We start from the raw sequence: 14,881 nt of genomic DNA, 5'->3' as shown, positions 1-14,881 counted from the left end.
TGGCCGTCAGCCCTCGAGGCTAATGGGTCCGTCGAGTTCGAGCGCCAGTCCCTCGCGGTCGGCGCGCTCGGCGCAGGCCGCGAGGGCGGGCCGGACCTTCTCGGGGTCGGCGACCTCCTCGACGGAGACGGTCACCGTCCCGACGCCGAGGAACGCGCCCGCGCGGACGTAGCCGCGGACGCGGTCGGCCTCGCGCTGGGTGTCAAGCGAGCAGTCCTCGTCGAAGCGGGCCGCGACCGTGAGGTCGGCGGGGAACAGGCCGTTGCGGTTCAACTCGCGTTTCAGGTCGCGCAGGTACTCGGGTGCGGTCGACTCGAGGGCGTCGGCGTCGAGTCGCACGGGGGTGACGTCCGCGGGTCGACAGCGTTCGATCGTCCGGTCCACGTCGGCGGGCGAGGTTGCGCTCATCGAAACTGCATACATGGGCCGCATACAAAAACTTTGGTAAATGCGCAATAGTAATTCCGGGGCGGGCGTCGGGGCCGGAACCCGGGGACTGCGACGGGCCGGAACGCGGTATCCGTCGGCGGTGAAAACTATCGTATAGAATTAACTGGATCGACTGATAGGTACGCACATGGAGGTTTGCCCACGGTGTCAGGCCCCGCTCGAACGGCTCTCGCTGGGCGACGTCGAGACGGTCGCGTGTAACCGCTGTGGGTACGCGAACGTGCCGGTCGACCACGAGAGCGAACCCGAGGACGCCGAGTCGTGGCGGGACGCGATCAACCGGTTCTACGAGAACTGAGGGGGCCTCCGCCGTCGAAACGTCGATCCGAGCGGGCGGGAGCGAGGGAGGGTTACTCGGCGGTCGCTTCGGCTTCCGGTTCGTCGTCGTGGTCGACGTCCTCGTCGGAGCGGGCGGCGACGAGGCCACCGCGGGCGACGCTGTAGAGGGGTTCGGTGGCGTGGCTGACGCCGCTGATCGAGAACGGGATGTTCGCGTCCTCGAGGTGATCGCGGAACAGCGCCTCGAAGCCGCTGGGACTCGAAGTGCCGCCGGTGACGACGACGGGCACGTCCAGACCCTCCTCGACGTCCTCGTCGTCGACCTCCGTGACGATGTTCTCGATGACGTAGTCCAGCAGGTTCTCGTAGTAGATAGAGAGGGCCCCTTCGACGCCGCCGACGTCGGTCGTGAAGTCGAGTTCGAAGTCGTCCTCCTTGATCGAGGTCACCTTGTCGACGGGCGTGCCGGTCGCGCGGGCGGCCTGCTCGTCGATCCAGTCGCCGCCGCGGGCGACCGAGAACTTCATCACGGGCACCGCGTAGTAGGCCAGACAGACGTTCGTCATGCCCGCGCCGAAGGAGATGCCGAGGCCGGTGAAGTTGTTGTCCGCGAGTTCGGAGTAGATGACGGCCATCCCCTCGTTGATCGGTTCGGCGTCGTACCCCATGTCGTTGAGGAACGACTCGATCGTCTTCTGGTGGTACAGCGTCGAGAGATCGGAGTCGATCGGGTCCGCGGGCGTAGAGAAGTAGAGTTTCTCGTCCGGATAGGAGGGCTCGCCGACGACCTGCTCGATGATGAGTTTCATCATCGGAATCGCGCTCTTCTCGTCCGAGGAGAGGATCCCCTGAGACATCGGCCGGCGCGTCTCCTTGTTGAAGATGTTCGCGAAGTTCAGGGCGTCGTCCCCCACGACGTACACCTTGTCGTCCTTGCGGATGTGGAGGACCTCGCTCCGCGAGAGCATCTGCTCGGCCATGTCGGAGTACTCGATCTCCACGAAGGAGTTTCGCTGCTGCACGAACACCGTGTCGTTACCATCCTGCTGTGCCGACAGGATGTTCATCGTCCCAACGTCTAGGCCCTTGGCCATGGTTGGCCAAGGCGTCTGACGGATTATAAATCTATGTGAATTGGTTGAATCAGAAAACAGTGGAGAAGAGGGCTGTATTTATATCGAACCGGCGATTCAATTTCCGCGACCCAGCCGTCGAAGCCGTTCGACCAGCCCCGCGAACGGTCGGCGGACCGACGCCAGCGCGCCGCCGTCGTCGGCCGTCTCCTCCGCCCGCCGCTGTTCTCTGAGTTCCTTCAGTTTCCGGGTCTGGTCGTCGACGGTCGAACTCGACGTGGTCGTCTTCGTCTCGCCGCCTTTGAGCCCCTTGAGGCCGGCGACCTGCTCGTCGACGCCCGACGACCGGGTGGTCTTGGCCTCGACGTCGACGTCGACGCTCTCGAACTCGTGGTCGGTGAAACTCAGCCGCTTGTTGTCGTTCTTCTCGACGCCGCCCCACGAGAGTTCGACCTCCTCCATCGCGGCGTCGATGTCCTCGCGGATCTCCTCGTCGGAGTAGCGTTCCTCGTCCGCCTCGTCGGCGGCCTCGAGTTCCTCGACCGTCCGCGCCATGTCGAGGTAGTGGGCGATCAGCGCGGCGCCGGTCGAGGCGGTGAGACTCGCCAGACCGACGGCGTACGTCGCGACGACGTGGACGGTGCTGAACGCTGCCTCGCCGCTCTCGTAGAAATTCCAGTTGTACGGATAGAGCTGAAGGAAGCCGACGACCGCCGCCACCGCGACCGCCGCACCGCCGATCGATGCGTAGCGCACCCGACGCTCGGCCGGCAGGAGGACGACGATGCCGAGCATCACCGCGGGCAGCGAGAGCATCCCGAGCGCGTAGGCCGGTTCGATCCACGCGAAGTACGCCGGCGTCCGCGCCTCGAACGTGCTTCCCCACAGGAACAGCGACAGCGCGACGATCGCCAGGCCGATACCGCCGAGGAACAGCCCGAAGCCGAGGTACACGTCCGTCCGACCGTCGGGTTCGCCGATGTACCGGCGGTAGAGGTCGAACAGGTACCCGTCCGTAGACCCTTCTGCTGGCATTGAGAGCCCCTTTCGATTCCAGCACCATGACTGTTGGGTCGAAAAAATAGCCGCCGAATCGCGACGAATTAACTCCGACGGCGGGCCGAACCGCTCAGTCGTGACAGCAACCGCCCGCCTCGCCGCCGAAGTCGACGGCGAGCGGCCCGGAGATGGCCTCGTTGAGTTCTTCGAGACGCCCCGCGAGGTCGGCTTTCGCCTCGAGGTACTCGCGCATCACCGGTATCGCGTGCAGTTCCTCCTGGGTCTCCCGCAGGGTCTCGAGGTCCTCCCGGGTCGCCGACCCCGCCTGCCGGGCGAGGGCGAACTCCCGGCGTCGGCGCTCGAACTCGTCGATCTTCGCCTGTGCGTGCTCGGAGTCGGCGACCGCCGCTCGCGCCGACTCGAACGCCTCGTACTCGGGCAGGTCCGCGATCGCCTCGCCGAGTCGTCGGGCCAGTTCGTCGGGGCGGCTTCGCTCGACGCTCATGGCCGCGGTACGGGCGTCCGCGGTTTCAACGTACCGCCGGTAATCGGCTCGTAGCGGCGGAAACGTGACCGTACGCCGAACGGTTCGGCGCGTTCGCGCCGTTCGTACCGTTCGCGACCGTTTGCTGCCCGCCGACTCCGCGACGATCCGCCGGCACGGCGCCGCCGTGACCGAAGCGTCGGCGTTATACGTCCGTGGCCGTTACGACGGGCAATGAGTCAGGAGTCGGAGTACAGCGAGGGCGACCTCCGAAACACCGGGATGCGGCTGAAACACGACCGCGAGTGGGACTACGAACTCGATCGGATCGTCGAGGCGATCGAGGAGCGCGACGCGACGAACGTCGGCCTGCAGTTCCCCGAGGGGTTGAAACGCCGCGGCCCGAGAGTCGCCGACGACCTCCGCGAACTCGTCGACGACGACGTCACCTTCCTCATCTCGGGCCAGCCCTGTTACGGCGCCTGCGACCTCGACACCTACCTGATGCGCCGGACCGACGTCTTCGTCCACTTCGGCCACTCGCCGATGAAAGAGTCGGAGAAGATCATCTACGTCCCCCTCTTCTCGAACGTCGACGTGACGCCGATCATGGAGGAGGCCCTCGACACGCTCGAGTCCCCCGAGGAGACCCCCGAAGTCGGCCTCGTGACGACCGCCCAGCACATGAACCGCTACGAGGAGATGGGCGAGTTCCTCGAAGAGCGGGGCTACGAGGTCCACAGTCGCCGCGGCGACGAGCGCCTGACCCACGAGGGACAGGTGCTCGGCTGTAACTACGCGAGCGCGGACGTCCCGGCCGATCAGGTGCTCTACGTCGGCGGCGGGAAGTTCCACCCGCTCGGACTGGCGATGGAACACCCCGACAAGCACGTCGTCATCGCCGACCCGGTCAACAACGTCGTCACCGCGGCCGACACGGAGACGTTCATGAAACAGCGCTACGCCGCCGTCCACCGCGCGATGGACGCCGAGACGTGGGGCGTCATCTTCTGTACGAAGATCGGGCAGGGCCGCTGGGAGGTCGCCCAGGACATCCTCGACGACAACGACGACGCCTACCTGATCACGATGGACGAGGTGACCCCCGACCGCCTCCGGAACTTCGACTTCGACGCCTTCGTCAACACTGGCTGTCCGCGGATCACGACCGACGACGGCCCGCGGTTCCACAAGCCGATGCTCACCCCCGGCGAGTACGAGATCGCAGTGGGGAACGAGCCCCTCGACGAACTCTCGTTCGACACCTTCCACGGCACCTGGTGACCGGCCCGCGACGGCCGCAGCCGGTCCGTTTCAGCGATCGCGACCGTCACTCCGGATCGAAATTCACCCGCAATATCGTACTATTGTCCTGCAACGTACGTACAAATCCTGCTGAAAGTCGTGAAATGTGTTCCTAACTGGCCCCAATTCCAAAATACCTTGGGGTGTCGCTTATTCCCCCGAGGGACCGATACCCGGTCGATGACTACCCGACAAACCGGACGGGAACCCGAGTGGTCCCGAAACGAGCTCTTTCGTTGTTACGCCGGCGGTAATAGGCGATATACGCTGGAGCTGCTCGACGGGCGCAGCTCCGCGACCTCGGTTTCGGACCTCGCGGCGCACTTGGCGGCGCGCGCGGGCGAGAAATCCCTGCTTTCGGTGACGGACGCGGAGCACCGCCGACAGTTGACGGAGCTCCGGCACCGCCACCTCCCGGCGATGGCCGATGCCGGCCTGATCGAGTACGACCGCGAGGCGGACGCCGTCCGCGCGACCGACCACCCCGGCGTCGGCGAACTGGGGCTCGACGAGGTCCCGGCCGGCGGCCCCGCCGACGACGACCTCGACGCCCTCTTCCGTGCGCTGGCGGACGAGCGCCGGCGGACGACGCTGGCAGTCCTCAGCGAGCAGCGCCACCCGATCCGCCTCGATACCCTCGCGCGCGACGTGGCCGCCCGCGAGGCGGGCGAACCGGAACGGGTCGTCTCGGGGGCGGCCGTCGACCGCGTCCGCGTCTCGCTCGTCCACTCGCACCTCCCGCTGCTGCGCGAGGCGGGGCTCGTGACGGCCGACGAGGCCGACCGGCTCTCCTACGAGGGGCACCCGGCGCTTCGCGCCCGCTGGCTCCGGCCCGAATCCGAGCGCGACTCCCGCGAGAGCGGCGTCCGAGCCGTCGAGGGCCGCGAGAACATCGTCGCCCACGGACAGTCGCTCTTCGAGCGCGCCGACGAGGAACTGTTCCTCATGATCACGACGACCGGGCTGCTCGAGGAGGGCTGTTTCGCCCGCCTCGAGGACGCGATCGACCGGGGCGTCGACGTCTCCCTCGGCACCCGCGACCCGACGGTCCGCGAGGTCGTCCGCGAGCGGCTGCCCGAGGCGGTCATCTGGGAGCCCCAGTTGGACTGGCTCAACCTCCCGCCGGAGCGCGACGCGATCGGCCGGCTCGTCCTCGCCGACCGCGAGGCCGCGCTCGTCGGCACCCTCGGGCGTGCCCGCGGGGACGACGAGTACGACGAGACCGCCATCGTCGGCGAGGGCGCGAACAACGGGCTCGTCGTCCTGCTGCGCGAGATGCTCGGCTCGCGGCTGGACCACCTCGACGCCCAGAGCGAGGACTTCCTCTCGATGCTGTCGCTGTAATCCCGACGCGGCGTCCCGTTTCCGTTCGATTTCCCGTCTGTACTGGACGATCGCCACTATTCGTTGACCGACTCGGGTTGTGCCGCATTCGCGCCTTCGACTCGGCAGCGGCCGAGTGTTCTACTCAAATTCTGTCAAAACGGGGTGCCGAATAGAGAGGCTGAGTTCAGCGGAATCTGAAGGCGACAGCAAGCGCACCGAGAGTGACGAAAACCAATCCCGAGAGAGTCAGGATACCGGCCACACCACCGATTTCGAGGGCGACAACTGTACCTCCCGCTGCTAACACACCAGCTACAAAGAGAGCAATCCGAAATCGGAGGTATCCCCCGAGGATTCGGGTGTTCCAAAGGAAGTGGAGAGGGCTGTGCATATTCGGATTCCTCGTTCCACTCACAGATAACTGATTCAACATACGCGCCCTGTATTCAGCACGGTCGCTACGATCCATCGTCGATAGCGGGTTTCAACAAGGCCGTTCCGTTATGTCCGGCCCGGCGTTGGAGTTTCGTCGCTTCGATATCCCCGCCCACGGAACCAGCCCCGCCGTGTCCTCGTGGTCCTGACGGCGTCCCTTCTCGCGTGTCCCGTCAGCCGTCGCCGCGCGCGGCCTCGAACGCCTCGATTGCGCGCTCGTGGTACTCGCCGTAGTCGACGACTGGAGCGGGGTAGTCGGGCGCAATGGCGGCGCGTGTCTCGTCGTCCAGCGTGGGCCACTCGTGGATGGCGTCGGTCGGGGCGTCCCGGAGTTCGGGGACGTGTTCCCTGACGTACTCGCCGTCCGGATCGTACTCCTCCGACTGGGCCACGGGGTCGAGGAAGCGGAAGTACGGCTGGGCGTTCGTTCCCGTCGAGGCGGCCCACTGCCAGCCGCCGGCGGCGTGGGCGGTGTCGTGATCCACAAGCTTTCGGCGATACCAGTCGTAGCCCTCGCGCCAGTCGATCAGCAGGTCCTTCGTGAGAAACGAGGCGGCCACCATCCGGACGCGATTGTGAACCCACGCCTCGGCACGCAACTGCCGCATCCCGGCGTCGACGAGCGGATATCCCGTCTCGCCGTCCTTCCACGCCCGGAGGCTCTCGGGGTCGTCGCGCCACTGGATTTCGTTCGGATACTCGCGGTAGTTCTCGGTCACTACGTCGGGACGCGCGTCGAGGACGTGCGCGTAGAACTCCCGCCAGGCGAGCCGTCGCCGGAACGTCTCGACCGACTCCCGGGCGTCCTCGTCGCCGGCGGCGGCCGCCGCGTCCTCGGTGGCTTCCCAGACCGTCCGGACGCCGACCGTCCCGAACTTCAGGTGCGGCGAGAGGCGCGAGGTCGACTCCCGGGCGGGGTACTCGCGGTCGTCCTCGTAGCGGTAGATCGTGTCCTCGCGGAAGTCGGCGAGCAGGTCGTGGGCGGCGTCGGTGCCCGCTGGCTGCACGTCGGCTTCGGGTTCGTCGAAGCCCAGATCGGCGAGTGACGGGAGCGCGCCGGCGGTCTCGGCGGTCTCGCCGAGCCACTCCTCGTCGAGGCTGTCGCGGGGGTCGACGACGTCACCGCGAACCGGCGTGGCGACGGGGGCGGCCTTCTCCCGGTCGCGCCACTCCTGCCAGAAATTCGAGAAGACGGAGTGGTGGCTCCCGTCGTCCGTCGTGATGGTCTCCGGTTCGTGGAGGAGAGTGCCGCCGAACTGCTCGACGTCGACGCTGACGCCGGCGTCGGCGAGCGCCGCCGCGACCGTGCGGTCGCGTTCGCTCGCCAGCCCGGAGTAGTCGCGGTTCCAGGTGACCGCATCGGCGTCGCAGGCCGCGGCGAGGTCGGGAAGCACCGCGCTCGGGTCGCCGCGGGCGAGGAGCAGTTCGCCGCCGCGCTCGCGGTACTGCTCGCGCAACGAGTCGAGCGCATCGAGCAGGAACGCCACCACGGGCGGCGCGCCGTAGGCGAGTATCTCGGGGTCGTGGACGAACACCGGGAGGAGGCGGTCGTCGCCCGCCAGCGCCGGGTTGTCGGTCACGCGAAGGTCGCGGCGATGCCAGTGGAGTCGCACACCGGACTCCTGGCGGGCGCTGGCGCCGCCCATCGCGAACATTCCGGCGAGGCCCGCCCCGCGGAGTGCGGTGCGTCGCGTTGCTCGCATCGATTCGGAGTCCGGTTCCGCAGTCGTATGGGGTGGCTCGTTGCTCATAGCTCGTGTCTCTCCGAGCAGCCCACGGCAGCAGTTGGGACCGACTCACACGCTCTCACGCCAGCGTGCCATATAATACGGCGACGAGACTCGAGAATAATTTCATGACGCGACGATAGTAGTAGCCGGATGATCGTCTCCGGGTTCTCGATCGGCTATCCGTACCGGGAGCGTGATCACGGGCCTCGCCCGTCAGTTCGGAGTAGTCCGCTGTGTCTCTCGCACGTTTCGCTCGATCTATGCAGTTGATAGAACGTGCGTGCAAGAGACGGAGCATACGACGGGTGTGGGGGAGCAATCGAGGCGACATCCAGTTCGAGAGACCGGACGCCGGTGAGTGATCGATCCGGTCACGGGACCTCGCTCGTCGGGTATACCGGGTGGTTCGCTCGAAAGGCCCAACGCGTCGGGGATCGAGCCCCGGAACTGTACCGGCCTTCGTCTGCAAGTGGTAGCACTATTACCGATATCGCCGTTCATGACAAGTGAATGACTAGAGATAGCGTGAGCAGACGGCGAGTTATACAGATCGGCGGTGGCCTCGTGGTGGTCAGTGGCGTCGGAAGTACCACGGCCGCCTCGAGTGACCACGAAACGAACGACCAGTCGACCGATGCCCGCGTCCGGACTCGAAGTGCACACCTCTCACCCGACGCACCAAACATCGACGTCTACGTCGACGGAGAGCGGGTCCGCGAGGACATCCCGTACGGGACGGTCACCCCCTACCGCGATCTCGACTCTGGAACGTACACGGTTCAGGTCGTCCCCGCCGGTGAAGACCCGTCCGCAGCAGTGCTCAAGGAGACCATCGAGATCGTCGACGTAGACTCCACCTTCGCGGTGATCGGCGAAGTGGCCGCCGAAAACCAGCCCCTGCAGGCGCTGCTACTCGAGGACGACAACAGCCCGGTCGATCCGGGTGTCGCTCGCGTTCGCGCCCTCCACGCCTCACCCGACGCGCCTGCGGTGGACGTCGTCGCCGGTAAAAACGGGGACGCGCTGTTCGAGAACGTCGCGTTCGGCGAATCCGGCTACACCGAAGTCCCGGAAGGCGAGTATACGCTCGCCATCTATCCTGCGGGTGACCGAGAGACCAGCGTCTTCGAGATCGACGTCTCCCTCGCCGGAGGGACCGTCTACTCCGCGTTCGCGATCGGCTACCTCGAGCCGGAGCGAGCACCCGCCGATGAGCCGTTCGAGATCCTCCTCACGGAGGATTCCCTCCCGGACGAAGAGAAGCCGAAAGAAGACGAACCCGAGAAAGAGCCCGAAAAGGAGAAGAAAGAGGACAAGAAATCTACGTGATACTGGTGGCTCCCTGCGTGGAAATTCTCGCTGCCATGGGGTAGTGAGTGGTTTCACGCAGGTACAGTCGACCGTATGAGCAACCGCGATACGTTTCTTCGGTTCGGTTGTACTCGCGCGCTGGTTCCAGCACGCCGTTTGTATCGACCACTGTGAGTCTCAACGGAGTCGATCGCCCCTCTCCTCTTCGCCGAAACGACAACACTTACGCACCCGCCTCGAAACCTCCGAACATGGCAACCAGCGACTGGGGCGACTGGCTAGTACGCGACGTCGAGGCGGCCGACCCCGACGGGGTCGCGGTCTGGTATCTCGGCTGCAACGGCTTCGTCCTCAAGGGGAGCGAGGGGACGACGCTGTTCGTCGACCCCTACGTCGGCCTCGGGGACCCGCCGCGGACCGTCCGGATGATCCCCGTCCCGTTCGACCCCGAGGACGTCGTCGAGGCCGACGCCGTGCTCGCGACCCACGAGCACACCGACCACGTCCACGGGCCGAGTCAGGCGCCGATCCTCGCGAACGCGGGGGCGACGTTCTACGCCCCGGACGACAGCCTCGCGGTCGCCCGCGAGGAGGAGTCGTGGACCGACGAGTGGGACGTCTCCGGGGAACAGTTCGAGGAAGTCACGGAGGGCGAGACCATCGAAATCGGCGAGTTCACCCTCCACGTCGAGGACGCCCACGATCCGGACGCGACCCACCCGGTCAGCTACGTGTTCGAGCACGAGGCCGGCACGGTCTTCCACGGCGGCGACACCAAGCCGTCCGAGGAGTTCGACCGGATCGGCGAGGAGTACGACGTCGACCTCGGCATCCTCGCGTTCGGCACCGTCGGCACCGTCCCGGACAAGGAGACCGGCGAGCCGGTACGGACGAAGTGGTACAACGACGAGAACCAGATCGTCGAGGCCGCCGAGGCGCTGCGCCTCGACCGCCTGCTGCCGAGCCACTGGGACATGTGGCGCGGGCTGACCGCCGACCCGAAGGTGCTCCACCACCACGCGAAGAGCTTCGCCCACCCCCGCCGGCTCGAACTCGTCGAGATCGGCGACCGCGTCGACCTCTGAGCCCGCCGCCGATTTGCCCGTTTCCTTTAAGGTAGTGGTGGAGTAACCTTCTCGCCATGAGTAACGCCGCCGACGCACAGGACGTGATAGAGGTCAGCGACGACGGGTTGATCGTCCGCAAACGCTTCGCGCCGGACGAGTTTCCCGTCCCGGCGATCCGCTTCGAGATCGAGTCCGAACACGACGATCGCGTGACGTTTCGTCTCTCCGAACGGATCCCCTCCTCCTTTCCGATGGACGGGGTCGGCTTTCACCCCGAGTACCACAGCGAGGACTGGACCGCCTTCCAGGACAACCACCTCGAGTTCACCGGGACGGTCGACCCCGGCGAGTCGCTCGTGACCGTCTACGGGATCCGCATCGACGACGACGACGACGTCGAGGAGTTTCTCGCCGAGCCACGGATCACCGAAATCGACGTCGAGGGGGGGTCGGCCACCGACGCCGAGACGGTCGACGACACGATGATCGACGACATCATCGACGACGACCGGACGCAGGTCGTCAAGGACATGATCGCCGGCGAGTCCGACACCGTCCCGGGGCTCGACGACGAGGACGAAGCCGAGGACGAGAGTACCGCGTCGACGGCCGACGAGGAAGACGAGGGACTCGAACTGAAACTCGACCTCGAGGACGCCGACCCCGATCCGGTCGAGACGGAGGCGGACGACGCCGACGACACCCCCGACATCGACCTCGGCTTCGACGAGGACGACGCCGACGACGCCGACGACGCCGGGGACGACGACGGCCCGGAGATCGAGATCGACCTCGAAGCGGCCGCGGCGTCGGTCGACGAGGAGGGGTCCGGCGACGCGGACGGCGCTGCCGACGAGGAGGACGAGCCGTCGCTCGAACTCGCCGAGGACGAAGACGAGTCGGGGCTCGACGCGTCCGGGACCGACGAGGCCGCGGAATCCGACGCCGGCGACTCCGAGACCGAAGGTGGCGGCGAGGCCGACCAGACGGCCGGGGCCGAACCGGCCCCCGCCGTCGAGTCCGTCGCGGCCGCACTCGCCGAGGAACTCCGCGAGGGCGCGGTCGACGAGGGCGACCGCGAGGTCATCCGCGAGCAACTCGACGTCGAGGCTGGCCCGGGGGCAACCGACGTCGCGAAGATCGACCACCTCCGGTCGCGCGTCGAGGACGTCGCCGCGTACGCCGACGCCCTCGAGGAGTTCCTCGACGAGGAGGGGACCGGCAAGCAGCTGATCGAGGAGTTCGAGGCCGACCTCGACTCGTTCGAGGAGCGCCTCGACGAGACCGCCGCCGCCGTCGAGGACGTCGAGGAGGAGCTCGCGGACGTAAACGGCGAGGTCGAGGAGGTCACCGACTGGGTGAGCGACCTCGACGGCGACCTGTCCGACCTCGACGAAGACGTCGAGGACGTCGAGGCCGCCCTCGAAGACGTCAAAGCGGACCTCGACGACGTCGAGGAGGAACTCGAGGAGGTCAGCGAGACGGTCACGGACATCGCCGAGTGGCGCGACCAGCTCGGCTCGATGTTCTCGGGCTGATATCGCAAGTATCCGGTCGAAACGCAACTCGTTTACCCCTCGGAATCGGACGCTTCGTCGATGGGCGAGACGATTCCGGTCGCGATTCCGCGCAAGGGGCGCCCGCTCGAATCGGTGTTCGAGCTACTGGCACGGCGCCTGCACCTCGCGGGGCTCGCGGACGACGTCACCTCGACGCTCCGACACGAGAAGGCGGTCACCAAAGGCGCCGTCGACCCGACCGACGGCGACGTCTACCATCGTCTCGCGACCTACAGCGACGTCGACGAGCCGACGGCGCCGGAGTACACGCTGCTCCGGGACGACCGCGACGGGAAACCCCGGCGGATCGTCTTCGACAGCGTGACTCTCCCGCTCGACGGCGTCGACGGCGTCCCGAACGGGACGGCGATCCAGCTTGTCGGCCGGGACGAGCCGTTCCGGGCGCTGCGCACCCACGAGTTCGCCCTCGGGTTCGACAGCGCCGACCTCGTCTTAGAGGAGGTCGTCGAACTGCGCCCGGAGCCGCTCGACCGGATCGCCGACGTGAACGCCCGGATCGACCCGACCGACACGGACGTCCGCGTCGTCTCCGGTCTCGGCGACACGGTCTACCACACGCTGATGGCGACCCCGGAGGTCGCCCCGAACGCCGGCGGACTCGACCGCTCGTTCGTGACGGAGTACGCGGGGCCGCTGTGTATCGCCCCGCGGTACGAGCGACTCGTCCAGGCGGTCGTCGGGACGGACGCGCTGGCGGACGTCGAGTTCCGGTATCCGTCCGGCGACCGCGAGGAGGAGGCCGCGATCGCCGAGACGGGGCTCGGCGTCTACCTGACCGTGACGGGCTCGACGGCACGCCAGCACGGCCTGTCGCTCGGCGAGCGGCTCTTCCCGAGCGAGACGGTCCTCATGGAGAACGCGGCCGAGGTTACGGACGCGGTGCGGGCGGTTCGCTCGCTGCTGACGGGTGTCGAGCGGGAGACGGAGACCGAACTCGCGGTCTGAGTCGGTTCAGGCGCCGAGTGCCTCGAGGTACGTGTCGACGCGGTCGTGGCAGGTCCCCGCGAGGTCGGCGATGATCGCGTCCATCTCGCGGTCGTCCTCGCCCCACAGGCCCGGATGGACGAGAAGCTGGAGCCGGTCCGGCCGGCCGTCGGGGAACGGCGGTTCGCGGCGCCACTTCTGGTTCGAATCCGAGCGGTAGGTGGCCTCGGTGAAGTAGGCGGGTCCGTAGGCGTTCTCGAAGCCGGCGAAGTCGACGCCGAGGACCCACTCCGGAGGCCGGTGGAACGAGACGACGTCGACCTCCCTCCGGACCAGTTTGCCGATGACGTCACACTCCGCGCGGACTCGCGTCCGGAGTTCGTCCGCGCTCGGCCGATTCGGCCAGTAGTGGTGGGTGTCGAAGTGCAGGCCGACGTCGTGGCCGAGGGCGTCGATCTCGGCGAGCGCCTGCATGTGCTCGACTTCGAGCAGGTTGTACACCGGCGTCGTCAGCAGGAAGCAGTAGGTCGTCCGGACGTCGAGGTTCGCCTCGATGCGGGCCATCTCGAGGGCCGCCTCCGGCGAGAGGTCGACGTCGTGGCGGATCGCGACCTCGTCGTCCGAGAGCGACGAGAAGCCGGTAAACGAGAAGCCGTCCTCGCGCAGCGACCGGAGCAACCCCTCGTACTCGTCGAGGTCGTAGGCGAGTCGGTCGGGGACGGAGAGTTCCGGCATCGCTCAGGAACTCGTGAGGTTGTGGCGGTGCTCGGGGCCGTCGACGCGGTCGTGACGCCCGTGGCTCTCGAACCGCAGGCCGGCTTCGGGCTCCCACTCGTCGGCCTCCCACTCGGTCACCAGCAGGGTGCCGTCGGCGGTCGCGACCACGAAGTCGCCCGTCCAGAACGTCTCGACGATCGTCCCGGCCGCCGCGGTCCGCGCGAGGTCCGCGGAGAACGGGGTCGCCTCCCGGATCATCACGCGCTCGCCCTCGTGGAACGTGAACGCGCCCGGGTACGGATCGGCGACCGCGCGCACCAGATCGTAGATTTCGGCGGTGCCGTCGCCCCAGTGGATCTCGCCGTCCTCGGGGTTTCGCTTCGGGTAGTACGTCGGCTCTCCCTCCTGGGGTTCGAACGACCACTCCCCGCGGAGGATCGGATCGATCACTTCCAGTAACATCTCCTCGAGCGCCATCGTCACCTTGTAGTAGAGCGTCCGGATCGTGTCGTGGTCGGTGACGTCGAACTTGCGCGTCGTCACGACGTCGCCGGAGTCGGCGCCGGGGTCGAGCCTGATGACCGACAGCAGGAATCGGTCGCGGTCCTCGATCAGCGACCAGTTCAGCGGCGACCGGCCCCGGCCCTTCGGGAGGCCGTACGCGCTGCCGTGGTTGCCGAGCGCGCCGTACGTGGCTGTTTCGAGGATCGACTCGGGAATCAGCCGCTGCCAGCCGTTGACGATCAGCAGGTCCGGATCGGCCGTCTCGAAGAAATCGAGGTCGGCCTCCCCGGTCATCGCGTACGACTCGGGGTAGTAGACGGGCAAGTCGTGCTCGTCGGCGACCGGGCCGAGGTCGGCGTACCCGCAGACGCCGGCGTCAGCGGCCGTCTCCGGGTCGATCGTGACGACGCCCGTGATCGGGACGCCCTCGGCGAGCAGCGTCTCGAGGACGGCCCGCCCCGGTGCGGTACAGCCGACGTAGATCACCGAACCCTGGCTCTCGCCGGTCATGACCCCGTCTACGAACGACCGGAACATTGTTACGTGCCGGCTTCGGAACAGTTGTCGTCTCGTACAGTTCCGGGTCCGGTTGGTCGGTTGTCAACTATTTCGAGGGTGCAGTTGATATAGCGATATGGGGTTTACACGGTCGGCGCGCGACGTCGCCGTCACCCGACGTGTCGATCTCGCGATCGTG

The 14,881-nt window shown here is 67.0% G+C and carries 14 protein-coding genes; 7 read left to right on the top strand and 7 right to left on the bottom strand.

Annotated elements, in window-relative coordinates:
- Positions 1 to 6: 6 nt before the first annotated feature.
- Positions 7 to 408 carry a DUF7961 family protein gene (locus tag NKG98_RS01590; protein WP_254767997.1) on the bottom strand — a complete coding sequence of 134 codons (402 nt, stop codon included), beginning with the start codon at positions 406 to 408 and terminating at the stop codon, positions 7 to 9.
- Between the two features lie 169 nt (positions 409 to 577).
- Between NKG98_RS01590 and NKG98_RS01585 the strand changes: the two genes are divergently transcribed.
- On the top strand, positions 578 to 748 hold the full coding sequence (locus NKG98_RS01585) for a zf-TFIIB domain-containing protein (RefSeq protein ID WP_254767996.1): 171 nt from the start codon (positions 578 to 580) through the stop codon (positions 746 to 748).
- Between the two features lie 52 nt (positions 749 to 800).
- On the opposite strand, the gene NKG98_RS01580 is transcribed toward NKG98_RS01585, so the two are convergent.
- The 3 genes from NKG98_RS01580 to NKG98_RS01570 form a co-directional block, all read right to left on the bottom strand.
- Positions 801 to 1,823: a disk-shape morphogenesis protein volactin gene (locus NKG98_RS01580; protein WP_254767995.1), complete on the bottom strand. Its 1,023-nt coding sequence runs from the start codon at positions 1,821 to 1,823 to the stop codon at positions 801 to 803.
- Between the two features lie 96 nt (positions 1,824 to 1,919).
- Complete coding sequence (locus tag NKG98_RS01575) at positions 1,920 to 2,837, bottom strand: cell division protein CdpA domain-containing protein (RefSeq protein WP_254767994.1); 918 nt, start codon at positions 2,835 to 2,837, stop codon at positions 1,920 to 1,922.
- A gap of 94 nt (positions 2,838 to 2,931) precedes the next feature.
- Entirely contained in the window at positions 2,932 to 3,306 is a 375-nt protein-coding gene (locus NKG98_RS01570) for a YlbF/YmcA family competence regulator (protein ID WP_254767993.1), read from the bottom strand.
- 213 nt (positions 3,307 to 3,519) lie between these two features.
- Here NKG98_RS01570 and dph2 point away from each other — a divergent pair, with 213 nt between their 5' ends.
- Positions 3,520 to 4,569 (top strand): diphthamide biosynthesis enzyme Dph2, encoded by a 1,050-nt coding sequence (gene dph2, locus NKG98_RS01565; RefSeq protein WP_254767992.1) that lies wholly within the window; start codon positions 3,520 to 3,522, stop codon positions 4,567 to 4,569.
- A 201-nt stretch (positions 4,570 to 4,770) separates the two neighbouring features.
- Positions 4,771 to 5,934, top strand: coding sequence for a DUF7344 domain-containing protein (locus tag NKG98_RS01560; RefSeq protein ID WP_425504374.1), 1,164 nt, complete (start codon positions 4,771 to 4,773; stop codon positions 5,932 to 5,934).
- 590 nt (positions 5,935 to 6,524) lie between these two features.
- Here the strand turns inward: NKG98_RS01560 and NKG98_RS01555 are convergent.
- Positions 6,525 to 7,964 carry a cryptochrome/photolyase family protein gene (locus NKG98_RS01555; RefSeq protein ID WP_254769509.1) on the bottom strand — a complete coding sequence of 480 codons (1,440 nt, stop codon included), beginning with the start codon at positions 7,962 to 7,964 and terminating at the stop codon, positions 6,525 to 6,527.
- Between the two features lie 627 nt (positions 7,965 to 8,591).
- Here NKG98_RS01555 and NKG98_RS01550 point away from each other — a divergent pair.
- From NKG98_RS01550 to NKG98_RS01535, 4 genes are all read left to right on the top strand, one after another.
- The gene (locus NKG98_RS01550) at positions 8,592 to 9,410 is read left to right on the top strand and encodes a DUF4397 domain-containing protein (RefSeq protein ID WP_254767990.1); all 819 of its coding nucleotides are present in this window, start codon (positions 8,592 to 8,594) and stop codon (positions 9,408 to 9,410) included.
- Between the two features lie 233 nt (positions 9,411 to 9,643).
- Positions 9,644 to 10,477 carry an MBL fold metallo-hydrolase gene (locus NKG98_RS01545; protein WP_254767989.1) on the top strand — a complete coding sequence of 278 codons (834 nt, stop codon included), beginning with the start codon at positions 9,644 to 9,646 and terminating at the stop codon, positions 10,475 to 10,477.
- A gap of 56 nt (positions 10,478 to 10,533) precedes the next feature.
- Positions 10,534 to 11,997 (top strand): putative sodium/potassium/calcium exchanger, encoded by a 1,464-nt coding sequence (locus NKG98_RS01540; protein ID WP_254767988.1) that lies wholly within the window; start codon positions 10,534 to 10,536, stop codon positions 11,995 to 11,997.
- A gap of 60 nt (positions 11,998 to 12,057) precedes the next feature.
- Positions 12,058 to 12,984, top strand: a complete 927-nt coding sequence (locus NKG98_RS01535; protein WP_254767987.1) for a phosphoribosyltransferase HisG-related protein — start codon at positions 12,058 to 12,060, stop codon at positions 12,982 to 12,984.
- A gap of 6 nt (positions 12,985 to 12,990) precedes the next feature.
- On the opposite strand, the gene NKG98_RS01530 is transcribed toward NKG98_RS01535, so the two are convergent.
- Complete coding sequence (locus NKG98_RS01530) at positions 12,991 to 13,698, bottom strand: polysaccharide deacetylase family protein (RefSeq protein WP_254767986.1); 708 nt, start codon at positions 13,696 to 13,698, stop codon at positions 12,991 to 12,993.
- Between the two features lie 3 nt (positions 13,699 to 13,701).
- Entirely contained in the window at positions 13,702 to 14,721 is a 1,020-nt protein-coding gene (locus NKG98_RS01525) for a methionyl-tRNA formyltransferase (protein WP_256558450.1), read from the bottom strand.
- Positions 14,722 to 14,881: the final 160 nt, after the last annotated feature.

This window comes from Salinilacihabitans rarus (assembly GCF_024296665.1).
Classification (GTDB): Archaea; Halobacteriota; Halobacteria; order Halobacteriales; family Natrialbaceae; genus Salinilacihabitans; species Salinilacihabitans rarus.
Note: the sequence above shows the minus strand (reverse complement) of the source record. Positions and strands in the feature narration are given on the sequence as shown.